The sequence below is a fragment of the Lysobacter enzymogenes genome, assembly GCF_017355525.1.
GTDB lineage: Bacteria > Pseudomonadota > Gammaproteobacteria > Xanthomonadales > Xanthomonadaceae > Lysobacter > Lysobacter enzymogenes_C.
The window spans coordinates 743,756-768,671 of sequence record NZ_CP067395.1 but is presented as its reverse complement, the minus strand read 5'-3'; the positions used below and the strand labels follow the sequence as shown (position 1 = coordinate 768,671).

At 69.8% G+C, this 24,916-nt stretch carries 22 protein-coding genes and 1 pseudogene; 7 read left to right on the top strand and 16 right to left on the bottom strand.

Features of this window, described 5'->3' with window-relative positions; all coding sequences use genetic code 11:
* Positions 1-73: 73 nt before the first annotated feature.
* The 9 genes and pseudogenes from JHW38_RS03190 to JHW38_RS03150 all read right to left on the bottom strand — a co-directional run bounded on the left by JHW38_RS03190 (position 74) and on the right by JHW38_RS03150 (position 8,405).
* Complete coding sequence (locus JHW38_RS03190; RefSeq protein WP_207524587.1) at positions 74-259, bottom strand: hypothetical protein; 186 nt, start codon at positions 257-259, stop codon at positions 74-76.
* 22 nt (positions 260-281) lie between these two features.
* Positions 282-911: a GIY-YIG nuclease family protein gene (locus JHW38_RS03185; RefSeq protein ID WP_207524586.1), complete on the bottom strand. Its 630-nt coding sequence runs from the start codon at positions 909-911 to the stop codon at positions 282-284.
* A gap of 139 nt (positions 912-1,050) precedes the next feature.
* A complete protein-coding gene (locus JHW38_RS03180; protein ID WP_207524585.1) occupies positions 1,051-1,284 on the bottom strand; it encodes a hypothetical protein in 234 nt (77 codons plus the stop codon).
* A 167-nt stretch (positions 1,285-1,451) separates the two neighbouring features.
* Complete coding sequence (locus tag JHW38_RS03175; protein ID WP_207524584.1) at positions 1,452-1,754, bottom strand: DUF3247 family protein; 303 nt, start codon at positions 1,752-1,754, stop codon at positions 1,452-1,454.
* Positions 1,755-1,854: 100 nt separating this feature from the next.
* Entirely contained in the window at positions 1,855-2,214 is a 360-nt protein-coding gene (locus JHW38_RS03170; RefSeq protein WP_207524583.1) for a BON domain-containing protein, read from the bottom strand.
* A gap of 75 nt (positions 2,215-2,289) precedes the next feature.
* Positions 2,290-2,460, bottom strand: a pseudogene (locus JHW38_RS03165) (HupB); the annotation flags it as partial.
* A 318-nt stretch (positions 2,461-2,778) separates the two neighbouring features.
* Positions 2,779-3,246 carry a low affinity iron permease family protein gene (locus tag JHW38_RS03160; protein ID WP_207524582.1) on the bottom strand — a complete coding sequence of 156 codons (468 nt, stop codon included), beginning with the start codon at positions 3,244-3,246 and terminating at the stop codon, positions 2,779-2,781.
* Complete coding sequence (locus tag JHW38_RS03155) at positions 3,243-3,605, bottom strand: hypothetical protein (protein WP_242691163.1); 363 nt, start codon at positions 3,603-3,605, stop codon at positions 3,243-3,245. The genes JHW38_RS03160 and JHW38_RS03155 overlap by 4 nt, the downstream gene beginning before the upstream one ends.
* A gap of 372 nt (positions 3,606-3,977) precedes the next feature.
* Positions 3,978-8,405, bottom strand: a complete 4,428-nt coding sequence (locus JHW38_RS03150; protein WP_207524581.1) for a DEAD/DEAH box helicase — start codon at positions 8,403-8,405, stop codon at positions 3,978-3,980.
* A 203-nt stretch (positions 8,406-8,608) separates the two neighbouring features.
* Between JHW38_RS03150 and JHW38_RS03145 the strand changes: the two genes are divergently transcribed.
* Together JHW38_RS03145 and cueR are read left to right on the top strand one after the other, a co-directional pair.
* Positions 8,609-11,092 carry a heavy metal translocating P-type ATPase gene (locus JHW38_RS03145; RefSeq protein ID WP_207524580.1) on the top strand — a complete coding sequence of 828 codons (2,484 nt, stop codon included), beginning with the start codon at positions 8,609-8,611 and terminating at the stop codon, positions 11,090-11,092.
* 41 nt (positions 11,093-11,133) lie between these two features.
* Positions 11,134-11,607, top strand: coding sequence for a Cu(I)-responsive transcriptional regulator (gene cueR, locus JHW38_RS03140; RefSeq protein WP_207524579.1), 474 nt, complete (start codon positions 11,134-11,136; stop codon positions 11,605-11,607).
* A 215-nt stretch (positions 11,608-11,822) separates the two neighbouring features.
* On the opposite strand, the gene JHW38_RS03135 is transcribed toward cueR, so the two are convergent.
* Genes JHW38_RS03135 through JHW38_RS03115 form a run of 5 tightly spaced genes read right to left on the bottom strand, consistent with a single transcriptional unit; the run spans position 11,823 to position 16,498 of the window.
* Positions 11,823-12,578: an SDR family oxidoreductase gene (locus JHW38_RS03135; protein WP_207524578.1), complete on the bottom strand. Its 756-nt coding sequence runs from the start codon at positions 12,576-12,578 to the stop codon at positions 11,823-11,825.
* An 11-nt stretch (positions 12,579-12,589) separates the two neighbouring features.
* Positions 12,590-13,345 carry a histidine phosphatase family protein gene (locus JHW38_RS03130; RefSeq protein ID WP_207524577.1) on the bottom strand — a complete coding sequence of 252 codons (756 nt, stop codon included), beginning with the start codon at positions 13,343-13,345 and terminating at the stop codon, positions 12,590-12,592.
* Positions 13,342-14,427 (bottom strand): phosphotransferase family protein, encoded by a 1,086-nt coding sequence (locus JHW38_RS03125; RefSeq protein ID WP_207524576.1) that lies wholly within the window; start codon positions 14,425-14,427, stop codon positions 13,342-13,344. The genes JHW38_RS03130 and JHW38_RS03125 overlap by 4 nt, the downstream gene beginning before the upstream one ends.
* Complete coding sequence (locus JHW38_RS03120; protein ID WP_207524575.1) at positions 14,424-15,257, bottom strand: SDR family oxidoreductase; 834 nt, start codon at positions 15,255-15,257, stop codon at positions 14,424-14,426. Before JHW38_RS03120 ends, JHW38_RS03125 begins: the two co-directional genes overlap by 4 nt.
* On the bottom strand, positions 15,254-16,498 hold the full coding sequence (locus tag JHW38_RS03115; RefSeq protein WP_207524574.1) for an acyl-CoA dehydrogenase family protein: 1,245 nt from the start codon (positions 16,496-16,498) through the stop codon (positions 15,254-15,256). The genes JHW38_RS03120 and JHW38_RS03115 overlap by 4 nt, the downstream gene beginning before the upstream one ends.
* A gap of 92 nt (positions 16,499-16,590) precedes the next feature.
* On the opposite strand from JHW38_RS03115, the gene JHW38_RS03110 reads away from it, so the two are divergent.
* Positions 16,591-17,517: a LysR family transcriptional regulator gene (locus tag JHW38_RS03110; protein ID WP_207524573.1), complete on the top strand. Its 927-nt coding sequence runs from the start codon at positions 16,591-16,593 to the stop codon at positions 17,515-17,517.
* A gap of 611 nt (positions 17,518-18,128) precedes the next feature.
* On the opposite strand, the gene JHW38_RS03105 is transcribed toward JHW38_RS03110, so the two are convergent.
* Together JHW38_RS03105 and JHW38_RS03100 are read right to left on the bottom strand one after the other, a co-directional pair.
* Complete coding sequence (locus JHW38_RS03105; RefSeq protein ID WP_207524572.1) at positions 18,129-19,196, bottom strand: IS30 family transposase; 1,068 nt, start codon at positions 19,194-19,196, stop codon at positions 18,129-18,131.
* A gap of 315 nt (positions 19,197-19,511) precedes the next feature.
* Complete coding sequence (locus JHW38_RS03100) at positions 19,512-20,294, bottom strand: TorF family putative porin (protein WP_207524571.1); 783 nt, start codon at positions 20,292-20,294, stop codon at positions 19,512-19,514.
* 408 nt (positions 20,295-20,702) lie between these two features.
* On the opposite strand from JHW38_RS03100, the gene JHW38_RS03095 reads away from it, so the two are divergent.
* The 4 genes from JHW38_RS03095 to JHW38_RS03080 all read left to right on the top strand — a co-directional run bounded on the left by JHW38_RS03095 (position 20,703) and on the right by JHW38_RS03080 (position 24,894).
* Positions 20,703-21,869: a polyamine ABC transporter substrate-binding protein gene (locus tag JHW38_RS03095; RefSeq protein ID WP_207524570.1), complete on the top strand. Its 1,167-nt coding sequence runs from the start codon at positions 20,703-20,705 to the stop codon at positions 21,867-21,869.
* Positions 21,870-21,873: 4 nt separating this feature from the next.
* Positions 21,874-23,028: an ABC transporter ATP-binding protein gene (locus JHW38_RS03090; protein WP_207524569.1), complete on the top strand. Its 1,155-nt coding sequence runs from the start codon at positions 21,874-21,876 to the stop codon at positions 23,026-23,028.
* 196 nt (positions 23,029-23,224) lie between these two features.
* The gene (locus tag JHW38_RS03085; RefSeq protein ID WP_242691345.1) at positions 23,225-24,082 is read left to right on the top strand and encodes an ABC transporter permease subunit; all 858 of its coding nucleotides are present in this window, start codon (positions 23,225-23,227) and stop codon (positions 24,080-24,082) included.
* A gap of 26 nt (positions 24,083-24,108) precedes the next feature.
* A complete protein-coding gene (locus tag JHW38_RS03080) occupies positions 24,109-24,894 on the top strand; it encodes an ABC transporter permease subunit (RefSeq protein ID WP_428995306.1) in 786 nt (261 codons plus the stop codon).
* The last annotated feature ends 22 nt before the right edge of the window (positions 24,895-24,916 follow it).

The following is a 24,916-nucleotide window of genomic DNA, read 5'->3' as shown; positions in this document are numbered from 1 at the left end:
TGCGCCGAAACTTGCGTCGTAGTTGCGTTGTCGCGGTCGCGGCTCGCGCCGCTCCTACAGGGGAGACACGAACTTACGCTTGGCCGGGCGATTGCGCCGGCGCGGCGTCGTCGCCGGCGGCCAGCGCCGCCCAGCGCAGTTCCACGCCGTTGCGCCGGCCTTTCTCGGTCAGCTTGAGTCCATCGGGATCGACGGTCAGCGTGTAGGCCTTGCCGTCGATCTCCAGTTCGCGCCGCAGCGGTTTGTCGAGTTTGGTCATGGTGCACTCCTGAGCGTTGGGCCTAGGGAACGGTGCGGCCGGCGCCGCGGTACCAGTCGAGCAGACTGGCCGGCAGGTGCCGGTCGAGATCGGGAGTCAGCGCGCGATGCGCGTCGAGCGTATCGAGCAGGTTGCGCCGCAGCGGCGCCAGCCCGGGGTCGTCGAGCAGGCTGGTGTCGCCCTGCAATTGCGCCAGCAGTTCTTCGGCGCGCGCGTACAAGGCATCGCCCTGCGCCGCCAGTTCGCGCGCCAGCCAGGCCGACAGCGGCCGGTGCACGGCGTGCCCGTCGGCCCGCCAGCGCTCCGCTTCGTCTTGCAGCTGCGCGTACGCGCCGCGATACCACTCGCCGAGCCCGGCCGCCTGCTCGCGCACGGTCAGCGGCGCCGGCGCGTTGTGCTCGCGCAAGCGCAGGTGCAGCGCCTGTTCGAGCGTGCGCGCCTCGCGCACCTTGTCCAGTTCCACGGCGAAGGCGCGGTCGAGATCGAAGAATTCGAAATAGCGCGGTTGCAGCGATTGCGCGCGTTGCAGCGGGTTGCGCGAGTGGCCGATCTTGAGCAGGTCTTCGTACGCGCAAGGCAGCACGTACAAGTAGCAGCGGCCCTCGCTGGCGCCGGCGGGACGGTCGGGTTCTCGGCTGCGCAAGAAGGACATGGGCCCGATCATCCCCCAGCCTTTGCGAGCGCGGTGTGCACGCCGCGTCAGGATCGCGCACCGCTGCGACCTGGTTCACGTTCGCTCACGACCGGAGCGACGAACGGCGCGATCTGCAGGAGACGCCGCTCCCAAGAACTCAGATCCGATCGCGCACGCCGCGCACGCCGCTGTGTTCGGCGCAATGCGCACAGCAATAGTAGTGCCCGTCGTTCTCGACGCCATGCCCGACGATGCGGCAGTCGCAGTGGCCGCAGCGCGGCGCCAGCGCATGGATGGCGCATTCGAACGAGTCGAAGGTGCCGGAACGGTCGGGCATGGAAACGGTGAAGGCTTTATCGTAGTCGTTGCCGCAGACATCGCAGGTCGGCATGGGGTCGCTCCTGCGCTTATAGCGCGATAGTGTATGGATACCGTTTGGCGCGGCTGGCCGACTGTAGGAGCGACGCGAGTCGCGACCGCGCCAACAGAACCACGACGAAACCCGCGCCACGAGCGAAGCCTCCAAGCCGCGGCTCTCACCGCTTCAACGCACCGCCATCAATCGGTGAAACCTCGCTCCGCCGACCGCACCGGCCGAACCCGCGCGATTTCATCGATCCACAGATAATCGCTGCGCCCGCTGGCCGGGTCGTCGATCCGCAGCACCGCGTTGACGCCTTCGCGGCCGTCGGGGTCGAGAAAGGTCTGCAAGCTCGGGCGCACCGTCACGACCGCGGCGCGCCAGCTGCCATCGATCAGCTGCAGATCGATCAAACCTTCGTCGGGCAATTGCGCGATCAAAGCCGCCAGCCGATCGATGTCGGCGGCGTCGCGATAAATGCGGTCGGCGAGCTGGGTCACGGAGCCTCCCGGACTGAGACGATGCCGCCAGGCCGCGGCGGCACGGGCGCGGCTGCGTCGCGCGGGCATGCTTCGAACGCCTGCCCGCGCGACGCCCGGCTCACTTGCGCGAATGCGACGCCATCAGGCCGCTGGTGTCGACTTTCTTGACGCCGTCGATATTGCGCGCGATCGACGCGGCCTTGTCGGCCTGGGTCTTGTCGACGCTGCCGCTGAGCTTGACCACGCCGTTGACGGTCTCGACCTTGATGTCGGTGCCGGGCACGCCGCTGGTGGCCATCAATTCGGTCTTGACCTTGGTGGTGATCCAGGTGTCGCTGACCGGCTGCTTCGAGTCGGCGTTGGCGGTAGCAGCCGCCGGATCCTGGGCCGCGTCGGCGCGGGTGCCTGCCGATTGCGCGTAAGCGCCGGAAGCGAAGGCCAGACCCAGCGCAGCGGTGGCGATGAAGATGGTTTTCATGGGGCAGTCTCCTGAAAGAGCACGATTACGGAACAGCCGGTCGGCTGCGATGGTCGGTACGACTCAGTGAGAGTCCTTGCGTCCGGATCCCGATTTCTTGCCGCCGTGATCCTGTTTGTTGACGGTGCGCCAGGCGCGTTCTTCGGCTTCCTGCTTCGGCACGCCTTCCTTGCGATAGCTTTCCTCGATGTGTTCGGCCTGACGTTTCTGCTTGTCGGTGTAGGACGACTTGTCGCCGCGTGACATGCTCGAATCTCCGTTGGGGCGAACCGCGTGGGGCGGGCCGCGTGGATCGATCGCGTCGTCGGCGAAGCCGCAGTGGGCGGTGTTCGGCGACGGACGGCGCGAATGGCGCATCGCGTTGTCGGTGTCCACGCTAACGGCGACGCGGTTAAGCGCCGAGGACCGTGGCGTTAAGGCCGAGTGGCGGATTCATGCGCGCGGCGTCACGGCCGGCGCGGGCGACAGGCGCGAATGCGCGCGGCCTTGCGGCCCGACGCCTCGCGCGGATCACCGTAATCCGGCAAGGCGTCGGGCGCAGGCCCTCCCAAGAAACTGCAGGCGTCAACGGTCGGCGTCGGCTGCCTCGCCGCGCGAGGCCTCATCGCGCGGTTCCTCGCCGCGAAAGCTATGGCGCTTGCCGCCGCCGCGCCGCTTAGCCTCGTCGCGCGCCTTGCACGCCAGATCTTCGTAGCGCTTGCGGAAGCGCTCCAGCGCGTCCTCGTCGAGTTCTTCCAGATCCAGCAAGGCGTTCTCGGCCGCGCGGGTCGCGCGGATCAACTCGTCGAGCTTGATCTGCACCGCGGCGGAATCGCGGTTCTGCGAGTTCTGGATCAGGAACACCATCAGGAAGGTGACGATGGTGGTGCCGGTGTTGATGACCAACTGCCAAGTGTCGCTGTAGCCGAACACCGGCCCCGACACCACCCAGGCCAGCACCACCGCCACCGCCAGGCCGAAGCACAGCGGATGGCCGGTGAAGCGCGCGGCGGCCTTGGCGCCGCGCTCGAAACTGCGGCGCACCAGGTTCATCGCGGGCCGCGCTCGCGTTGCAGGCGCTCGCAAGCCGCGGCGGCGACCGCGCGCGCGTCGTTCCAGTCCAGACGCGAGGCGCCGTGTACGCGACGGTAGCGGTCGCGCAATTCGGCTTCCGCCAGCGGCCGGTCTTCGATCTGGCCGCGCATGTACGCGTCGAGGCCGAGCTTGACCGCCGGCTCGTAATCGCTGAAACGCAGGCCGGGCCGGCCGAACAGCAAGCGGTAATGCGCGCGCCAGTAGCTCAGTTCCGAGTCCAGGTCGAGCGCGTCGGGCGACGACCGGCTCGGCGCGCGGTCCGCGTTCGCGGCGGCGGTGCGGGCGGTCGGCGGGCTATGCGGGGTGTCCAGGCGCATTGCGTTTCCTCGAAGGCTGCAGCGCACGGACCGACCCGGCGCGCAGTGGCAGGATGCGGATGCGGCGCAACGATCAAATCGCAAGTCTCGTAGGCGAGACGTGCAGGTTGGCGCATTCGCTCGTTCACGGCCCCCGCGGGCAACCATGCCACCGCTCGGCGCGAAGATCGCGTCGACGCGGCGCCGATGCATTTTTTTCGGGTTCAGTTTCGCGCGAACATGCGCGACGCGTGTTCGAACGCGAATGCGACAAACGGCGATGCGGCGCGCGATTGCGCACGCCGCGCGCATCCGGATTTACGTTATTTTTCGTTTCGTCGGAACTGCGTCGCGCTTTTGCGCTGAACCGCTCAGCGCCGCGCGCCGTCCGATTCAGCGCGCGCCGAGGCCGAGATTGCGCATGACTTCGTCGATGCGCGAGTCCGCCGCCGCAGCGACGCTGTCGGGACGCCGCAACAGCAAGCGCTGGACCTCGCGCTGCGCATCGGCCGGCAGCGTTTCGATCCACTCCACCTGCCCCGCCAGCAGGCTCGCGACCGCGACGCCGTCGCGGAAGGCGATGCGCGCGCCGGGAATGCGCGGCACCTTGGCGCCGGCGAGCACGCTGCCGGTCAGGTTCAGCGGATCGGCCGCGGACACGCACAGCACTTCGCCGTCGTGTTCGCGCTGGCGCACCTGGCGCAGCGCGGCGACCGCGTCGGGCAATGCGTACTGTTCGCCGGCCATGCCGCTGACGAAGCGGCCGCCGCGGATTTCGCCGCGCGCTTCCAGGCGCCGATAGACCCGCAACAGGTCGCGCCACGGCGGCAGCCACGCCGCCTCGCGCTGGATCAGCCGCCAGAACACCACGCCGTAGCGTTCCAGCAGGCGCCAGGCGATGTGTTCGAGCGATTCGGCCGCCTGCGCAGCGTCGGTTTGCGCCGCGCCGGCTGGCGTGGGCGCTTGCTCCGGCCGCGTCAGCGACCAGCGCCCGGCGTCCTGCAGGTCGGTCAGCATCGCCCGGCGGCGGCGCTGGCCGTGGCTGCTGGCGCGCTTGGACGGCGGCACCAGCAGCGCGCGCAGGCCGGCGTAGCTGTCGCAGGTGATGCGGCCGCGCACCACCAGTTCGCCGAGCGCTTCCTCCAGTTCGGTGCGCAGCAGGTGCGCGGAGCGTTCGAGTTCGTCGAAGAACGAGGCGCCGCGCGCGGCCAGCGCGTCGAGCACGCGTTGCGCGCGCGAGGACACCGGCGCGGGATCGGCGTTGCGGCCCGCGGCCCATTGCCAATCCGCCAGCGCGCGCCGCGGCAGCAGCACGATCGGGGTCTGGCGCACGCTCGGCACGCCCTGCGGCGGCGCCGGCTCGGCGCCGGCGGCGAGGTTGTGCGGGCGCAGCCGCGCCCAGGTCACCCGACCGGCCGCGCACAGTTCGTCGAGCCAGCCGGATTCGTAGTCGCCGATGCGCGCCGGCAGCAGTTCGCTCTCCCACACCGAGGCCGGCGCTTCGAAGCCTTCGAGCTGTTCGAGCACCGCGCGCAGCGCCTGCGGCCCGCTCATGCGCGCGGGGCGCGCGAGCTTCTGCCAGTCGAACAGGAAACGCGCGTAGTCGCGCGGCGCCACCGGTTCGATCTCGCGGCGCAGGCGCCCGACCGTGTAGCGGTGGATGCGCGCGAGCAGATGGCGCTCGCACCATTGTTCGTCGCCGCCGAGCAGGCTGTCGGGTTCGAAACGGCCGCGCATGACGTAGCCTTCGGACTCCAGGCGCAGCAGGGCTAGTTCCACTTCGCCCGGTTCGCGCTGCGCGTCGGCGGCGAGGACCGCGGCCGTGGTCGGGCCGAGCGCGGTCAGGCGCGAGCGCAGCACGTCGATCAGCGCGGCTTCTTCGCTCCATTGCGCCTGCGCGTACTCCGCCGGCACCGTCACCGCCGGCTGCGCCTGCGCTTGCGGGAACAACGCCCGCGCTTGCGGCAGGTTTTCGGTCGCGACCCACCACGCAGGCGCCGCATCGCCTTCGCGCAGGCGCAGCGCGGTGGCGCGTCCGGCTTCGGCCAGCGCCTGCAACCAACCGTCCCAGGCATGCGCTTGCGCCTCGCCCACAGCGACGAAACCCAGGCCCATCAGCGCTTCGTGCATTTCGTCGGCGTCGCGCACTTCCGGCCAAGCTTCCTCGCGCACCGCCGCGATCGCCTGCGGGTCGAGCCGGCCCAGATCGTCGGCGCTGTCGGCATCGCCGTGGCGCCGTGCCATCACCGCCTGGGTGCGGCGTTCTTCGATCGGCGCATCGTCGAGGAAGGCGTAAGGCTTGGCGCTGAGCGCTTCGGCGGCGATCGGCGACGGGCCGGTGACGTCGCGGCCGAGCACGCGGATCTCGCCGGCCTCCAGCCGCCGCAGCATGCGCAGCCAGCCTTCGCTGTCCATCGCTTCGTAAAGGCAATCGTGCAAGGTCTGCGCGACCAGCGGATGATCGGGCACCTCGCGCTCGCCGGCCAGATTCTCGGCGCAGGCGACCTGATCGGGAAACACGGTCGCCAGCAGATCCTCGCTTTTCATCCGCTGCAACTGCGGCGCGACCTTCTTGCCGCCGACGAAGCGCGGCAACGCCAGCGCGGTGGTCGCGACCCAGCGCCAGCGCGCGCCGAACAGCGGCGCGTCGAGCAAGGCCTGGGTCAGCACGTCCAGCGCCGAGGCCGAATGCAGGTAGCGCGCCACGTCTTCGAGCGGGAAGCTGTGGCTGGTCGACAGCGACAGCACGATCGCGTCCTCGGTCGCGGCCGCCTGCAGTTCGAAGTTGAACTTGCGGCAGAAGCGCTTGCGCAGCGCCAGCCCCCAGGCCTTGTTGATGCGGCTGCCGTAGGGCGAATGGATGACCAGCTGGGTGCCGCCGGATTCGTCGAAGAAACGTTCGAACACCAGGGTTTCCTGGGTCGGCACCAAGCCCAGCGCATGGCGGGTGCGGCCGAGATAATCGGCCAGTTGCAGCGCGCTGGCGGAATCCAGCGCGAACTCGTCGGCGAGCAGGCGCGCCGCGCCGGCGCTGTCGGCGGCGCGCGCGAACGCCGCGTCCGCGGCCGCGCGCAGGCGCGAGACGCTGTGCGAGAGTTCGTCCGTGCGTCCCGGCGCTTCGCCGAGCCAGAACGGGATGTTCGGCGGCTGGCCTTGCGCGTCCTCGACCCGCACCTTGCCCGGCTCCACCCGCAGGATGCGGTAGCTGGCGTTGCCGAGCTGGAACACGTCGCCGCCGAGGCTTTCGACCGCGAAATCCTCGTTGACGCTGCCGATGATCTGCGCCTCGGGCTCCAGCACCACCGCGTAGTCGCCGGTGTCGGGAATGGTGCCGCCCGACATCACCGCGGTCATGCGCGCGCCGCGCCGGGCGCGCAGCCGCTTGTTCACCGCGTCGCGATGCAGGTACGCCGCGCGCGGCCCGCGCCGGGTGGTGAAGCCGTCGCCGAGCATGCGCACGATCTCGTCGAATTGCTTGCGTTCGAGTTGCGCGTAAGGCCAGGCGCGGCGCACGCAGGCGAACAGTTCGTCCTCGCCGCAGTCGCGCATCGCCGCCTCGGCGACGATCTGCTGGGCCAGCACGTCCAGCGGCGCCGGCGGGATGCGCAGCGCGTCGAGTTCGCCGCGGCGCACGCTGTCGAGCAGCGCCGCGCATTCGACCAGATCCTCGCGCGTGGACGGGAACAGCCGGCCCTTGGGCACGCCGCCGACGTGATGGCCGGCGCGGCCGACGCGTTGCAGGAACGCGGCGATCGCGCGCGGCGAACCGAGTTGGCAGACCAGATCGACATCGCCGATGTCGATGCCCAGTTCCAGCGACGCGGTCGCCACCAGCACCCGCAGTTGCCCGCGCTTGAGCCGCTGTTCGGCGTCCAGGCGCAGCTCGCGCGACAGGCTGCCGTGGTGCGCGGCGACCGCGTCCTTGCCGAGCTTGTCGGCCAGATGTTTGGCCGCGCGCTCGGCCATGCGCCGGGTGTTGACGAACACCAAGGTCGTGCGGTGCTGCTCGACCAGTTCGGCCAGACGCGCATAGACCTCGTCCCACTGGTCGTGCGACATCACCGCGCTCAGCGGCGAGCCGGGCAGCTCCAGAGCCAGATCGCGGCGTTTGTCGTAACCGATGTCGACGATGGCGCAGTCGGGCGTGCCGTCGGCGGCGACCGCGTCGCTGCCGACCAGGAAGCGCGCGACCGCGTAGATCGGCTTCTGCGTCGCCGACAGGCCGATCCGCACCGGCGGCGCCGCGCACAGTTCGCGCAAACGCTCCAGGCTGAGGCTGAGGTGGCTGCCGCGCTTGTCGTCGGCGACCGCGTGGATTTCGTCGACGATGACCGAACGCACCGTCGCCAGCATCGCCCGCCCCGATTCGGAGCCGAGCAGCACGTACAGCGATTCGGGCGTGGTCACCAGGATGTGCGGCGGGCGCTTGCGCATCGCCGTGCGCTCGCCGGCCGGGGTGTCGCCGGTGCGCACCGCGGTGCGGATGCCCGGGTCGGCCAGCCCCATTCGCCGCAACTGTTCGGCGATGCCGGCCAGCGGCGCTTCCAGGTTCAGATGGATGTCGTTGGACAGCGCCTTCAGCGGCGAGACGTAGACCACCTGGGTTTCGTCGCCCAGGCCGTGTTCGAGCCCTTCGCGCACCAGCGCGTCGATCGCGGCCAGGAACGCGGTCAGGGTCTTGCCCGAACCGGTCGGTGCGGCGACCAGGGTGTTGCGCCCGGCGCGGATGTTCGGCCAGGCCAGTTCCTGCGCCCGGGTCGGCGCCGGAAACGCGCCGCGGAACCAGGCGGCGACGGCGGGATGGAAGTCGTCTAGCGGCATGAGCGGCGGCCTGCCGGCGGCGGCGATGCGGGGAGAGTCCCGAGATGGGGGCGATTGTGGCATCGGCCAGCCTGGCGGCGGCGCGTCTCAGCGGGTGCGACTGAACGATTCACCGGCCCGGTCTCACCCGCCGCGGCCAACCTTGACCTTACTATCATGGGAACCCCCAGCCTGTGCGGCATCGAGCCAATCGGGAGTCCCCCATGAGCGCTACCGCCGTACCCAACCCCGCCCTGCAACGCCTGCGTTTCGAGGTGGCCGGCATGACCTGCGGCTCCTGCGTGGGCCGGATCGAAAAGGCCTTGCGCGCCCTGCCCGGGGTCGCCGAGGCCACGGTCAACCTGGCCACCGAGAGCGCCGAGGTCGCCTACGAGCCGTCGCTCAGCCCGGCCGAGCTGGTCGCCGCGGTGCGCGCCGCCGGCTACGCCGTGCCGGCGCGCGAAACCACCCTGGACGTGAGCGGGATGACCTGCGGCTCCTGCGTGGGCCGGATCGAGAAGGCGCTGCGTGCGGTGCCCGGGGTGCTCGCGGCCACGGTCAATCTGGCCACCGAGCGCGCCCGGGTCGAGGCGCTGGGTTCGGTCGAGCCGGCCGCGCTGATCGAGGCGGTCGCCCGCGCCGGCTATCAGGCCCGCCTGCCGGGCGGCGACGGCCCGGGCGACGGCTCCGGCGGCGGCGCGCCCGCGCACGAGGCCGTCGGCGCGGCCGATCCCGCCCCCGCCGGCCACATCGATGCGCGCGAAGCCCAGGCCCAGGCGGCGCTTCGCCGCCAGACCCACCATCTGCTGCTGGCCGCGGCGCTGACCCTGCCCCTGGTCGCGCCGATGCTCGGCCTGCTGTTCGGCGAACACTGGATGCTGCCGGGCTGGGTCCAGTTCGCCCTGGCCACGCCGGTGCAGTTCTGGCTCGGCGCGCGCTTCTACCGCGCCGGCTGGGCCGCGCTGCGCGCCGGCAGCGGCAACATGGACCTGCTGGTCGCGCTCGGCACCAGCGCCGGTTACGGCCTGAGCCTGTACCACCTGCTGCGCGGCGAAACGATGGCGCTGTACTTCGAGACCTCGGCCGCGATCGTCACCCTGATCCTGCTCGGCAAGTGGCTGGAAGCGCGGGCCAAGCGCCAGACCACCGCGGCGATCCGCGCCTTGCAGGCGCTGCGGCCGGCGCGCGCGCGGGTGCTCAAGGACGGGGTCGAACGCGAGATCGCGATCGCCCAGCTGCAGGTCGGCGACCGCGTCGTGGTCCTGCCCGGCGAACGCATCGCCGCCGACGGCCGCATCGTCGAAGGCCGCACCCATGCCGACGAATCGCTGATCACCGGCGAATCGCTGCCGGTCGCGCGCGGCGAAGGCGACAAGGTCACCGGCGGCGCGGTCAACGGCGAAGGCCGGATCGTGGTGGAAACCCTGGCGGTCGGCGCGGAAAGCGCGCTGGCGCGGATCATCCGCATGGTCGAGGACGCGCAGGCCAAGAAAGCGCCGATCCAGCGCCTGGTCGACCGGGTCAGCGCGGTGTTCGTGCCGGTGGTGATCGCGCTGGCCGTGCTGACCCTGATCGGCTGGGGCGCGTACAGCGGCGACTGGAGCCAGGCGCTGCTGCACGCGGTCGCGGTGCTGGTGATCGCCTGCCCGTGCGCGCTGGGCCTGGCCACGCCGACCGCGATCATGGCCGGCACCGGCGTCGCCGCGCGCCACGGCATCCTGATCAAGGACGCCGAAGCGCTGGAAAGCGCGCACCGCATCGGCATCGTCGCGTTCGACAAGACCGGCACCCTGACCGAAGGCAAGCCGGTGCTGGCCGAATGGATCGCCGCCGACGGCGACCGCAACGCGCTGCTGACGCGCGCGGCGGCGCTGCAATCGGGCAGCGAACATCCGCTGGCGCGGGCGGTGCTGAACGCCGCGGCCAGCGAACGCGTCGCCGTCGCCCAGGCCGCGCAACTGCGCGCGGTGCCGGGCCGCGGCGTGCGCGGCGTGGTCGCCGGCGAAGCGCTGGCGCTCGGCAGCACCCGCATGCTCGAAGAAGCCGGCGCCGAACTCGGCGGCTTGCGCGCGCAGGCGCGCGACCTGGCCGACCGCGGCCACAGCGTCTCGTGGCTCGCGCGCGAGCGCCTTGGCGCCGCGCCGCAGGTGCTCGGCTTGCTCGCGTTCCGCGACGCGCCGCGTCCCGGCGCGCGCGCGGCGATCGCGCGGCTGCACGCGCTGGGCCTGCGCACGGCGATGATCTCCGGCGACCACGCCGGCGCCGCCAACGCGGTCGCGCAGCAGCTCGGCATCGACGACGTGCGTTCCGACGTGCTGCCGGAACAGAAAGCCGCGGCCGTCACCGACCTCGCCAAAGGCGGCGCGGTGGCGATGGTCGGCGACGGCGTCAACGACGCGCCGGCGCTGGCCGCGGCCGACGTCGGCATCGCCATGGGCAGCGGCACCGACGTGGCGATGCAGGCCGCCGGCATCACCCTGATGCGCGCCGAACCGGCGCTGGTCGCCGACGCCATCGCCATTTCCCGTCGCACCACCCGCAAGATCCGCCAAAATCTGTTCTGGGCCTTCGGCTACAACGTCGTCGGCATTCCGCTGGCCGCGTTCGGCCTGCTCGACCCGGTGTTCGCCGCCGCGGCGATGGCGTTCTCCAGCGTCAGCGTGCTCGCCAACACCTTGCTGCTGCGCCGCTGGAAGCCGTCGGCATGAACGCCGCCGCGCGCCCGTTTTCGTTGAGGAGTCCGCAACCGATGAACCGCCACCTGTCCGCGCCCGAACTGGCCCAGGCCAAGGCCGAAGGCCTGCACAACATCGGCGAGGCCGCGCAGCTCAGCGGGGTCAGCGCGAAGATGATCCGCCACTACGAGAGCATCCGCCTGATTCCCGAAGCCGGGCGCAGCGTCGCCGGCTACCGCCTCTACAGCGACGCCGACCTGCACCGGCTGCGTTTCATCAAGCGCTCGCGCTCGCTGGGTTTTTCGATCAAGCAGATCGAGACCCTGCTGGGGCTGTGGGACAACCGCTCGCGCGAGAGCGCCGAGGTCAAGCGGCTGGCGCTGGACCACGCCGCGGAACTGGCCGAGAAAGTGCGCGAGATGCAGACGATGCAGCGCACGCTGGAGGAGCTGGCGCGCCAGTGCCACGGCGACGAGCGGCCGGATTGTCCGATCCTGCAGGATCTGGCGGCGGAGTGCTGCGATAGCGGCAAGGCGGCGCGGGACTGAGGCGGCGGTGGAATCGTCTCGGTCTTTCGTGGATCGGCCTTGCCTCGGGGTTCATCGCGGCTTTCGGCGCTGCCGGCGCGCGGGATGATAGGTCGTAGTTGCGGTGGTGCGGTCGCGGCTTGCGCCGCTCCTACAGGGATTGCGGCCGGCTTCGTTTGTTCCTGTAGCGGCGCAAGCCGCGACCGCGTCGCCGCACCTACGACGCAAGCCGAGATTCAGTTGAGCTTGGCCACCCAAGCCAGCGGCGCGCGCTTCATCCACCAGCCCACCGCCGCCCACGGCCACCACGGCACGTAGGCCTTGTTCTTTTCGCCTTCGATCGCGCGCGCGAGCAAACGGCAGCCGGTCGCCTCGTCGATGATGAAGGGCGTGTGCGACGCCGGCGCGCCGTCGTTCATTTCGGTGCGGATGTAGCCGGGAAAGATCGTGCTGACCCGGATCGAGGGCTTGCGCAGCATGTCGGTGCGGATGCCTTCGGCCAGCGCGGCCACGCCGGCCTTGCTGGCGGCGTAAGCGGTCAGGCCGCCGCGCAGGCCGCGCATCGCGCTCATCGAGGAAATCAGCACCAGATGGCCCTGGCCGGCGGCGCGAAAGATCTCCATCGCCGCTTCGCACTGCGCCAGCGCGGCGAGGAAGTTGGTTTCGACGATGGCGCGGTTCAAGGCGAACTGGCCCTTGCCGACCGGCGCGCCCTGGCCGATGCCGGCGTTAACCACGACCCGGTCGAGGCCGCCGAGTTCGTCGCGCAGTTCGCCGAATACGCGGAACACCGCGTCGTGGTCGGTGACGTCGAGGCTGCGCACGGCGACGCGGATGCCCGGGTGCTCGGCTTCGAGTTCGGCCTTGAGCGCGTCGAGCCGGTCGATCCGGCGCGCGCACAGCGCGAGGTCGCGGCCGGCGCGGGCGAACTCGCGGGCCATGCCGCGGCCCAGGCCCGAACTGGCGCCGGTGATGAGGATGCGCTTGCGCATGTCGGTGGGCCTCAGCGGTAGGTGATCAGGCCGTCGCGCGGATACAGGTGCGCGTGGCCGTTGAAGGTGGACAGGCGCAAGCCGCCGCGGGCGACGTGCACCTGGGTGTGGCTGGCGTTGACCAGGGTCCAGCTCAGGCGCAGCGCCTGCGCGTCGGGCGCGTCGAGCAGGTGCTGGGCGATCGCCGCGATCGGGCCGCCGGAGGTGAACACCCAGACGTTGCGCGCGCCGGCGGCGGCGGCGGCCGCGGCCTGCACCGCGGCCACGCAGCGCGCGCGGAACGCGGGCCAGGCTTCGTCGTAGTCGTGGTCGAATTCGCCGCCGGCCCAGCGCTGCATCGCCGCGGAGAACAGGCTCTGGAAGGCGCGGTGCGGGTCGGTTTCGGTCTTGAGGTCGGCGCGCAGGCGTTCGTGGTCGGCGTACTCGGGGCGGTGCCGGGCGAGGATCTGGACGTGGTCGAATTCGTTCCAGCGTGCGTCGCAGGTGGGGGCCCTCGCCCCAACTCCTCTCCCGCCAGCGGGAGAGGGGCTTGCTTGCGCGGCGGCGGACGGATCGTCGCCGGCGAACATCGCGGCGAGGCATTCTTCCGCGGTCTCGCGATGGCGGCGCATGCCGCCGCAGATCGCTACGTCGCCCTCGCCCGCCAGCGGCGCCAGCGCGGCGCCGAGCAGGCGCGATTGCTCGCGGCCCAGCTCGCTGAGTTGATCGTAGTCGGCGGCGCCGAACGCGGCCTGGCCGTGGCGGATCAGGTGGATCGTAGTCGTCATGCGCCGCGCCTCGCGCGCGCGATCGCGCGATGGCAGCGCCAGTGCAGGTAGTTCACCGACAGCCAGAAGCGCTTGAACGCCGGGTTGCGGGTCTGGCCGTGGTGATAGCGGTAATAGATCTGCTGGGCGATCGCCGACAGCCGGAACAGGCCGTAGACCTCGTAGAACGCCCAACTGCGCGGGCGCCAGCCGGTGCGCTCGCTGTAGTAGTCCATGACCTCGCGCCGGCTCGGCATGCCCGGCAGATGGGTCGGCTGGCGGCGAGTGTCGCGGGCGATGAAGTCGTCGTCGGCCTGGACCCAATAGGCGAGCAGATTGCCTACGTCCATCAGCGGATCGCCTAGCGTCGCCAGTTCCCAGTCGAGCACGCCGACGACCCGGGTCGGGTCGGCGCGGTCGAGCACCACGTTGTCGAAACGGAAGTCGTTGTGGGTCAGGCGGATCAGTTCGTCCTGCGGCAGATTTTCGCCCAGCCAGGCCATGATCTTGCCACCGCGCGGGACGTTCCAGGTGCGCGCGTCGCCGTAGCGCTTGCTCCAGCCGGCGATCTGCCGGTGCGCGTAGCCGGCGCCGGGCGCCAGGCCGTCGAGGCCGGCGGCGCGGTAATCCACTTGATGCAGCGCGATCAAGGTGTCGAGCACGTTGTGCGCCAGCGTCGCCACGCGTTCGCGCGAAAGCTCAAAACCCGGCGGCGGATTCTTGCGCAGGATCAGCCCGTCCAGGCGCTGCATCACATAAAACTCCGCGCCGATCACGCTGTCGTCGTCGCAGTGCGCGTACATCCGCGGCACGAACGCGAACACCGGCCGCAGCGCCTGCTGGATGCGGAACTCGCGGCCCATGTCGTGCGCGGACTTGGCTTTCTTGCCGGCCGGCGGGCGGCGCAGGATCAGGTCGTCGTTGGCGTAACGCAGGCGGTAGGTCCAGTTCGACGCGCCGCCGGCGTACTGGGCGACCTCGGGCAGGCCTTGCAGATGCGGCAGGCGCGGCTTGAGCCAGGCGTCGACCGCGGCGGCGTCGAGTTCCTCGCCGGCGCGCACCGGGCGCGCGTCGTCGCGCGCGGGCGCCGCGTCCGCGCTCATGCGCGCCCGTCCGCCGGTTGCGAGCGCGCGCGGCCGCCACCGCCGGCGCGGCGCATCGCCGCTTCGAACCAGTTGTAGGGAAGCAGGCGCTTGAGCATCCAGAAGCGCTTGGCGGACGGATGGGTGAGGATGCGGAACTCGCCGCGCGCCACGCCCGCGCGGATGCGCGCGGCGATCGAGTCGGCGTCGATCGTCGAATCGGCGACCAGCTTCTTCATCCAGCGCGCATAACGCGGATCGCGGGTGCGCAGGCTCTCACCGAGGTTGGTGCGGAAGAACGCCGGACAGGCGACGCTGACCCGCACGCCGTCGGGTTCGAGCTCGGCCTTGAGCGTTTCCGACAGCGCCACCACCGCGGCCTTGGTCGCGTTGTAGGCGCCGGCGAACGGCGGATGCACCAGCCCGGCCATCGAAGCGATGTTGAGCAAGGCGCCGCCGCGCTGGCGCTTGAGCATCGGGATGAACGCCTTGCAGCCGCGGACCACGCCGAGCAGGTTGATCTGCACCATCCATTCCCAGTCGGCCAGCGGCATCGCCTCGACCGGGCCCATGTCGGCGACGCCGGCGTTGTTGACGACCAGATCGGCGCCGCCCCAATTGGCCTGCATCCACTGCGCCGCCGCGTGCAGATCGTCTTCGCGGGTCACGTCGCAGTGCAGGTAATGCGCTTGCGGCTGCAAGGCGCGCAGCGCCGCCAGGGTTTCCTCGCCGCGCGCGGCGTTGACGTCGCCGATCAGCACGCGCGCGCCGTCGCGCGCATAGCCTTCGGCCAGCGCGCGGCCGAGGCCGGAAGCGCCGCCGGTGATGAAGACCCGCAAGCCCGCGCTCATGCCGCCTCCTGCTTGCGGCCGAAGCCGTACTTGGCCAGTTCGACCCGCGCCACCATCGCCCGATGCACTTCGTCGGGGCCGTCGGCGATGCGCAGCGCGCGCGCCAGCGCGTACAGGCCGGTCAGCGGCGTGTCGTGGCTGACGCCGGCGCCGCCGTGGATCTGGATCGCCTCGTCGACGATCTGCTGCAGCATGTTCGGCGCGACCACCTTGATCGCGGAGATTTCGCTCATCGCCTGCTTGACCCCGAAGCGTTCGATCTTCCAGGCAGCGTACAGGGTCAGCAGGCGGGCCTGGTCGATGGCCATGCGCGCTTGCGCCACCCGTTCCAGATTGCCGCCCAGGCGCAGGATCGGCTGGCCGAACGCCTCGCGCTGCGCGCCGCGGCGGATCAGCAGCTCCAGCGCGCGTTCGGCCGCGCCGATCGCGCGCATGCAGTGGTGGATGCGGCCCGGGCCGAGCCGGCCCTGGGCGATGGCGAAGCCCTGCCCCGGGCCCTGGATCAAGTGGTCGAGCGGCAGCCGCACCCGGTCGAAACTGACCTCGCCGTGGCCGTACGGCGGGTCGTATTCGCCGAAGGTCGGCAGCATGCGTTCGATCGTTACGCCCGCCGCATCCAGCGGCACCAGCACCATGCCGTGACGCGCATGCGGCGCGGCGTCCGGATCGGTCAGGCCCATGAAGATCGCGACCCGCGCATCGGGATGGCCGATGCCGGTGGACCACCACTTGCGTCCTTCGACGACCACCTCGTCGCCTTCGATGCGGATCTGCGCGCGCATGTTGGTCGCATCCGACGACGCCACGTCCGGCTCGGTCATGCAGAACACCGAGCGGATCGCGCCGTCCAGCAAGGGCCGCAGCCAGCGTTGTTTCTGCGCCGGGCTGCCGTAGTGGTACAGCACTTCCATGTTGCCGGTGTCCGGCGCGTTGCAGTTGAAGATCTCGGCGCAGAACTCGTAGCGGCCCATCGCCTCGGCCAGCGGCGCGTAGTCGAGCACCGACAGGCCGGCGCCGAGTTCGGGATCGGGCAGGAACAGGTTCCACAGGCCGGCCTCGCGCGCCAGCGCCTTGAGTTCGGCGATGCGCGGATGCACGCGCCAGCGGCGCCAGTCGGCGCCGGCGTTGAGTTCGGCGTTCTCGCGCCGGTAGACCGCGTCGAACGGGGCCACGTGGCGGTCGAGGAAAGCTTGCAGGCGCTGCAGATAGTCCTGGCTGCGCGCGCTGGGGGCGAAATCCATGGCGAGAGTTCCGGATGCCGGAACGCTCCGGCCGCAACGAATCCTAGGCCCGCGGCCGGAATGAATGAAGTGATCTTTGCTAACGTACTGTTATGAATCAGATTCAGCCGCGCAGCGAGCAGCTCGACCTCAACCTGCTCAAGGTGTTCGAGGCCGTGTACCGCGAACGCAATCTGAGCCTCGCGGCGCAGGCGCTGTTCCTGACCCCGTCGGCGGTCAGCCATGCGCTGGCGCGGCTGCGGCGCCAGTTCGACGACCCGCTGTTCGTGCGCGACGGCCGCCGCATGAGCCCGACCGCGGCCTGCCAGCGGCTGGCGCCGCCGCTGCTCGACACTCTGGCGCGGCTGCGCGAACTGCTGAGCCACCGCGACCGTTTCGACCCGGCCGCGAGCCGCCAGGGCTTCCGCATCGGCCTGCCCGAAGCGACCGAGAGCGTGCTGCTGCCGGCGCTGATGCAGGCGCTGCGCGCGCAGGCGCCGGGCGCGACCCTGGCCAGCGTGGCCTTGCCGCGCCGCGACCTCGGCCGCGAACTGGCCGCCGGGCAAGTCGATCTGGCGGTCGACGTGGCCTTGCCGGTGCGCGACCCGGTCCGCCACCGGCCCTTGTTCCAGGACGGTTTCTGCGTGGTGCTGCGCGCCGGCCATGCGCTGGCGCGGCGGCTGAGCCTGAAGCAGTACTTGCAGGCGCAGCACGTGGCGGTGTCCGCGCGCGCGACCGGACAGGTGATCGAGGACTTGGCCCTGCTCAATCTGGGCCATCAGCGCAGCATCGCGCTGCGCTGCCGCAGCTACCACGCCGCGTGCGCGGTCGCGGCGCAGTCGGATGCGTTGCTGACCTTGCCGGAGAGCGTGGCGGCGCGGATCGCGCCGGAAAGCGGCTTGGCGCGAGTGAAGCTGCCCTTCGCGCTGCCGGCGGCGCAGGTGCATTTGTACTGGCATGCCAATCGCGAAGGCGATCCGGCGAATGCGTGGCTGCGCGGATTGGTGGAGACGGTGTGCGGACGCGCGACAGGTGGGTAAAAACGCGGCGCTCCCTGTCTGCTCCGTATCCGGCGTTCCGGCGAAAGCCGGAATCCACAAGCTGTTGCCGTTGCCGTTGCTTTTCGCTCCCCCCGCCGCCCCGAACTCGCCGCAGGCAAACAGAGACCCGAAGGGCGCGCGCATGGATGCGCGCGTGCGGGACCGGGCCAGGATGGCCCTTGTCCCGCATCCCTGCGCAGGCATCGAACGATAGTGGCTCTTGATTCGAAAACAAGGAAAGCGCCTTTCTTTGGTTACTTTCTTTGGCAAGACAAAGAAAGTAACTCGGCCGCTTGCGGACGAAAGCTCTGGATTGTGGCTTGTCATCATCCGCCATGAAGACAACGACGAAAGCCACCGCGGAACACCGCCCCCGCTGTAGGAGCGACGCGAGTCGCGACCGCGAAAACACAACTACGACGAAACCTGCGCAATGGCTGCGAGGGCGCGGTCGCGACTCGCGTCGCTCCTACAGTCGGGTACGAACCTTTAGCGGGCCTCGTTGTGACGAGTGAGGACAAGCAATGATCAACAGCTTCCGTCCGCAAGCGGCCGGGTCACTTTCTTTGTCTTGCCAAAGAAAGTAACGGCGGAGTCAATATCCAAGTGCATCACCCCACCGCAATCACATCCTCAATGGAAAAGTTCACGGGCCGGCCGTACAGCTTTTCCAAAAACACCTCAGCCGGCATGCGCACGTCCATGCTCACTCGCGGTCGCATGTTCAGGCGCCAGGCGATGCGATCCAGATCGCGCTGACTGTGTACCGACAGGTCCGTGCCTTTGGGCAGATATTGGCGCAGCAGGCCATTGATGTTCTCGCAGCGGCCGCGTTGCCAGGGGCTGTGCGGATCGGCGAAGTAGACTTTCAGCCCCACCCCCTTGCTGAGCTGACGGTGCAAGGCCATTTCCTTGCCTTGATCGTAGGTCAGCGTTTTGCGCAGTCGTGGCGGCAGCCGTGCGAAGGCCTGGGTGAAGCCCTCCAGCACGCCTTGGGCGGTGGCGTCGGGCAGCCGCACCAGCATCACGAACAGGCTTTGCCGGCAGACCAGCACCCCCACCGACGATTGGTTGCGGGCGCCCTTGATCAGGTCGCCTTCCCAGTGGCCGGGCAGGAGCCGTTCCTCGACCTCCCGTGGACGGTCGTGAATGCTGGGCAGATCGGTCATTCGGCCGCGGGCATCGGGCGTGCGAGGCTGCGGTCGCCGTGCCGCGCGCTTGTGTCGCAACAGGATCTGGCGACGCAGTTCGCCGCGCGGCATCGCGTACAAGGCGGTGTAGATGGTTTCGTGGGACACGTGCCAAGCCGGGTCGTCGGGGTGCAGTCGACGCAGTTTGAGCGAGGCCTGCTGCGGCGACCAGCCGGCGCGAAGCAGGATCAGCACCTCGGGCCACAGCGTGGCGCCGACTCGCAACTTGCGCGGCCGACGAGGCCGCTGCCGCAGCCCGACCGCTCGTTGCTGGGCCAGGGCCGCATCGTAGCCCTGGACCTTGCGCGGCCGCCCGGTCAACGCCCGGCCGTTGCGCGGACGATGGCCGTTGCGGCGTAGTTCGCGGGTGATGGTGCTTTGCGCCCGCTGCAATTCACGGGCGATTTGACGGACGCTGAGGCCTTGGCGGACCCAGGCCATGATGGCGCCACGTTCTTCTGGACTGAGGTGCGCGTACTGCTGGCCCATGTACAGAACCCTTGGGTGGGTGATGCACTTGAGCTTAGAAACCGCCAACCAAAGAAAGGCGCTTCCCTGTTCTTCGAATCAAGAGCCACTATGTTTCGATGCCTGCGCAGGGATGCGGGACGAGGGGCATCCTGCCCCGGTCCCGCACGCGCGCATCCATGCGCGCGCCCTTCGGGTCTACTTTTGTCTGTGGCGAGTTCGGGGCGGCGGGGGGAGCCAAAAGCAACGGCAAAAACGGATTCCGGCTTTTGCCGGAACCCATTTTGATTTCGCGTTGTCTTGCCCGACTCAGGTCGGCGGCATCGCCGCGACGACTCAGAACTTCCAGCCCACCAACACCGCGACTTTTCCGTCGGCCAGCTTCTTGTCGTCCAGCCCCTCGGAAATCTTCGGGCCGTAACTGGAAGTCGTGGTGTATTGCAGCTCGGCATGGACCGGCCCGAACTCGCGCGTCAGCGCCAACAGATAGTCGTTGTAGCTGTCGCCGAGCGGATCCTGCAGGTCGTAATAACCGATCTGCGCCTTGAGCCCGAAGCCGCTCTCGCCGAGCGGCCATTCGCCGCCGGCGTTGCAGTAATAGCCCTTGCCGCCGAGGCCGAAGATATCCGGCGAATAGGCCAGGCCGACGTGGTAGTGCTCGGCGAAGCTCAAGGTGCCTTCCAACTCGGTGTAGTCGTAGTCGAAGCCGCGCTTGGCGCCCGGGTAGGCGGCGCGGGTCAGGACCACGTCGAGTTCCAGGCCGGGGCGCAGTTCGCCCGACCAGCCCACGTAGCCGTCGAGTTCGTAGCGCACGCCGTCGTGTTCCTCGCCCGGGGCGGTGAAGTCGATGCTCGAGGCCCACAGGCCGGCGTAGAAGCCGCTGCGGTGTTCGAGGTTGATCTCGGCCTGCAGCGCCGGGTCTTCCTGGGTCTGCGATACGCCGCGCCAGACGTAGTCGCTCATCGCGGTGACGCCGCCGCGCAGGTTCCAGTCGCGCTCGCTGTCGCCTTCGCCTTGGCCGGATTCCTGCGCGCAGGCCCAGGGCGCGGCCGCGGCCAGGGCGGCGGCCAGCAGCAGTTGCGGGGCGCGCAGGCGCGCATGGAGGCGGCGGTCGGACATGCGGAATCTCCCTGATGGCCCGCGCAGCGGCGGAACGAAGCGGCGAAAACGTATACCGGCGGCAGCGGCCGAGCCCTGCGGCGGCGGCGCGGGCCGGCGGCCGGAGCGCGACGATACAGCAGGCGGCGGCGCGGCGCGCGAGGAGCCGGTCGCAAGCGCACGCGCCGGTCCCGGCCCGGTGCATGTCCGGCGCAGCCCTGAGCCGCCACGTCGCCGCCGCTGCCGAAGGCGCGGCCCGTCGCGCGCACACCGGCGCTCGCCTCGCATCGCGGCGCCGACCGCGCGCAAACGCGCCCTAGACTCGCCAGACCCGATAATTCGTTGACACCGCGCGGCCCGTTTCCGAACATCCCCGCCAACGCCCCGCCTGCGCTCCGCCCCGGCGGGCCCGTCTTCCTGGAGAACACTGTGAGATACGACGCCGTGACCCTGCGCCTCGCCCCGCTCGCCTGCGCCGTCCTCATGCTCGCCGCCTGCGGCGGCAAGCCCGCCGCCGACGCCAACGCCCCCGCCGCCAAGCCCGGCGCCGAGGAGAAGGTGCTCAACGTCTACAACTGGTCGGACTACGTCGCCGACGACACGGTCAAGAACTTCGAGGCCGCCACCGGCGTCAAGGTCAACTACGACGTCTACGACGCCAACGAAACCCTGGAAAGCAAGCTCAGCGCCGGCGCTTCGGGCTACGACGCGGTGTTCCCGTCGGCGCGCCCGTTCGCCCAGCGCCAGGTCAAGGCCGGCATGTACGCCAAGCTCGACAAGAGCAAGCTGCCGAACTGGAGCCACCTGGACCCGCAGCTGCTGCAGAACCTGGCCTCGATCGACCCGGGCAACGAGCATCTGGTGCCGTACATGTGGGGCACCACCGGCCTGGGCCTCAACGTCGACAAGATCAAGCAGGCGCTCGGCGAGAACGCGCCGTTGGATTCGTGGTCGTTGCTGTTCGATCCGGCCAACGCGGCCAAGCTCGGCAAGTGCGGCATCACCGTGCTCGATGACGATCAGGAGGCCTTCGGCGCGGCGCTGATCTGGCTCGGCCGCGATCCCAACGCCGGCGCCGCCGACGAGATCGACGCGGTCAAGAAGGTCTACGCCGCGATCCGCCCGTACGTGCGCACCTTCAACAACGCCGAGTACAAGGACGCCTTCGCCAACGGCGACGCCTGCATCGTGATGGGCTATTCCGGCGACATCGCCCAGGCCAGCACCGCCGCGTTCGACGCGGCCAAGAAGGCCGGCAAGCCGGCGCCGAACCTGCGCTTCGTAATTCCGAAGGAAGGCGCGATCCGCTGGGTCGACGTGATCGCGATCCCCAAGGACAGCAAGCACCTCGGCAACGCCCACGCTTTCATCGATTACCTGCTCGACCCCAAGGTCGCCGCGGCGATCAGCAACCACGTCGCCTACGCCAGCGCCAACAAGGACGCCGCGCCGCTGGTCGATCCGGCGATCGCCCAGGACCAGGGCGTGTACCCGCCCGAAGCGGTGCGCGCCAAGCTGGTCGATCCGCGCTCGCTGCCCGAGGACGTGCAGCGCCAGCGCGTGCGCGCCTGGACCAGCATCAAGAGCGGGCACTGAGCGCGTGAGCGTCCCCGTCCGCAGCCCCGCGCTGGAGCCCTGGCGCGATCCCGCCGCGCAGCCGTTCGTGCGCATCGAGGGCGTCACCAAGACCTTCGGCAAGGTCTACGCTTGCGACGACATCTCGCTGGACGTGTACCGCGGCGAGTTCTTCGCCCTGCTCGGCGGCTCGGGCTCGGGCAAGAGCACCTTGCTGCGGGTGCTGGCCGGGTTCGAATCGCCCGACCGCGGCCGGGTGCTGATCGACGGCATCGACGTCACCGACCTGCCGCCGTACCAGCGGCCGGTCAACATGATGTTCCAGAGCTATGCGCTGTTCCCGCACATGAGCGTGGCGCAGAACATCGCCTTCGGCCTCAAGCATTCCAGCGGCGGCGCCAAGCCCGGCGCCGGCGAGATCCGCGACCGCGTGCAGCAGATGCTGGAGCTGGTGCGCATGCCGCAGCTCGGCAACCGCAAGCCCGACCAGCTGTCCGGCGGCCAGCGCCAGCGCGTGGCGCTGGCGCGCGCGCTGGCCAAGCAGCCCAAGCTGCTGCTGCTCGACGAGCCGCTCGGCGCGCTCGACAAGAAGCTGCGCGAACACACCCAGTTCGAGTTGGTCAGCATCCAGGAACGCGTCGGCACCACCTTCATCATGGTCACCCACGACCAGGAAGAAGCCATGACCATGTCCTCGCGTATCGCGGTCATGGACGCCGGCCGCATCGTCCAGGTCTCAACGCCCGCGGTGCTGTACGAATACCCATCGACGCGCTTCGTCGCCGAATTCATCGGCGGCATTAACCTGCTCGAAGGCCGCGTGCTCGGCCAGGACGGCGACGGCGATCTGCGCATCCAGTGCGACGGCGTCGGCGGCCAACTGCTCGCGCGCCATCCCGATCCGTTGCCGGAAGGCACCGCGGTCGGCATCGCGGTGCGGCCGGAGAAGATCGACGTGCACGAGAGCAAGCCCGAGGGCTTCGACAACGCGGTGATGGGCAAGGTGCGCGATATCGCTTACCTGGGCGATGTGTCGATCTATCACGTGCAGACCGAGGCCGGCGCGGTGCTGCGCGTGCAGGAGACGCATGTGGCGCGCAGTTCGGAGCCGCATTACGACTGGGACGATACGCTGTGGCTGTCGTGGGATGCGGCCAGCGCGGTGGTGCTGACGTCGTGAGCGGCGGACTTTCGCATTCGGGTTTCGCGGCCGCAGCGGCGACGGGAGCGCGGGCATGAGCGCGCAACAGCAAAAGCGCGGCTCGGGGATTTGGGGTTTCTGGGCGGAGGTCGTTTATAACCTCTTCGGTTGGTTCCGCGCCGTAGGCGACGAATTCCGCACACGACGCGGGCGGCTCTTGGTCACCGCGGTCCCGATGCTGTGGCTGGCGCTGTTCTTCTGCGTGCCGTTCCTGATCGTGCTGAAGATCAGCTTCGCCGAGTCGGTGTTCGGCCAGGTGCCGCCGTACACGCCGCTGCTGGAAACCGCCGAGAACGGCGCCACCACACTGCGCCTGCACGCAGCCAACTACGCCGCGCTGCTGGCCGACCCGCTGTACATCGCGGCGTACCTGAAGTCGCTGCTGTTCGCCAGCGTCTCGACCCTGTGCTGCCTGCTGCTCGGCTATCCGATCGCCTACGGCATCGCCCGCGCGCCGCGGCTGTGGCGGCTGCTGCTGTTGGTGCTGGTGATCCTGCCGTTCTGGACCAGTTCGCTGCTGCGCACCTATGCGCTGATCGGCCTGCTGCGCGCCAACGGCTGGCTGAGCCAGTCGCTGGTCGGCCTGGGCCTGCTCGAACCCGGCCAGGCGGTGCTGCACACCAACCTCGCCGTGTACATCGGCATCACCTACAACTACCTGCCCTTCATGATCCTGCCGCTGGCGGCGACCCTGATCCGCCTGGACTTCACCCTGCTGGAAGCCGCCGCCGACCTCGGCGCCAAGCCGTGGCAGGCGTTCCGGCGAATCACCCTGCCGCTGTCGTTCCCCGGCATCCTCGCCGGCAGCCTGCTGGTGTTCATTCCGGCGGTCGGCGAGTTCGTGATCCCCGACGTGCTCGGCGGCCCGGACGCGCTGACCATCGGCCGGGTGCTGTGGACCGAGTTCTTCACCAACCGCGACTGGCCGCTGTCGGCGGCGATCGCGGTGGCGATGCTGCTGCTGATCGTGTTGCCGACGCTGCTGTTCGAATACATCGAAAACCGTCGCGTCGCGCGCGAGGCCCAGTCGTGAAGCGGCGGCCGTTCGCGCTGTACACGATGATGGCGCTGGGCTATGCGTTCTTGTACCTGCCGATCGTGTCGGTGATCGTCTATTCCTTCAGCGGCTCCGACCGCGCCACCACCTGGGGCGGGTTCTCGCTGAAGTGGTACGCCGCGCTGGCGCAGAACGAGCAGATCCTGGAGGCGGCGCAGCGCAGCCTCATCATCGCCGCGATCTCGGCGACCGCCGCGGTCGCGCTCGGCACCGCCAGCGGCCTGGCGCTGTCGCGCTTCGGCCGCTTCCCCGGGCGCGGCATCCTCAGCCTGATGAACTCGGCGCCGATGGTGATGCCCGACGTGATGCTCGGCCTGTCCTCGCTGCTGCTGTTCGTCGGCCTGCAGCAGGTGTTCGGTTGGCCCGAGCGCGGCATGACCACGATCACCCTGGCCCACATCACCCTGACCGCGTGCTACGTCACCGTGGTGGTGCGCTCGCGCATGACCTCGATGGACGCCAGCCTGGAAGAAGCGGCGATGGACCTCGGCGCCAAGCCGTGGCGGGTGTTCTTCGTCATTACGCTTCCGTTGATTGCGCCTGCGCTGTTGGCCGGTTGGCTGCTCGCCTTCACGCTTTCGCTGGACGATCTGGTCATCGCCAGCTTCACCTCCGGCCCGGGCTCGACCACGCTGCCGATGCTGGTCTATTCCAAGGTCAAGCTCGGCGTCACCCCGGAGATCAACGCGCTGACCTCGATCATCGTGGTGTTGGTGGCGATCGGCGTCAGCGTCGCCGGCGTGCTGATGCACCGGCGCGAACGCAAGCTCGCGCGCAGCCAGAACTGAGACTCGCCGGCCGCCGCGCCGT